Origin of the sequence: Flavobacterium sp. UBA4854 (assembly GCF_002399805.1) — a bacterium.
In the GTDB taxonomy this organism is placed as follows: Bacteria; Bacteroidota; Bacteroidia; order Flavobacteriales; family Flavobacteriaceae; genus Flavobacterium; species Flavobacterium ginsengisoli.
The window spans coordinates 84,739-85,169 of sequence record NZ_DHEI01000105.1; the positions used below are offsets into that span (position 1 = coordinate 84,739).

General features: G+C 32.5%; 1 pseudogene. It reads left to right on the forward strand.

What is annotated here, in order from left to right:
- Positions 1 to 431, forward strand: a pseudogene (locus tag B3J44_RS15730) (type IIA DNA topoisomerase subunit B); the annotation flags it as partial.

Genomic DNA, 431 nt, shown 5'->3' on the forward strand with positions numbered 1-431 from the left:
AAATCAGTTGGTTTGAATGGTGTCGGAACGAAAGCGGTTAATGCTTTATCTAATTATTTCCGTGTAGAATCTGTTCGTGATGATAAACAAAAATCTGCAGAATTCTCAGCTGGAAATCTGGTTCAGGAAGAAGATGTAATCGATACGACGAAACGTAAGGGAACAAAAGTAATTTTTACCCCAGACGAAACAATCTTTAAAAACTATAAGTTTCGTTTAGAATATGTAATTAAAATGGTCAAAAACTATTGTTATCTAAACAATGGTTTGACAATTATTTTCAATGGAGAAAAATACTATTCAGAAAATGGACTTCGCGATTTATTAGAAGAAACAATCAGTGAAGAAGATTTAGAATACCCAATTATCCACTTAAAAGAACATGATATTGAGGTTGCGCTTACGCACAGTAAAACGCAATATAGTGAAGA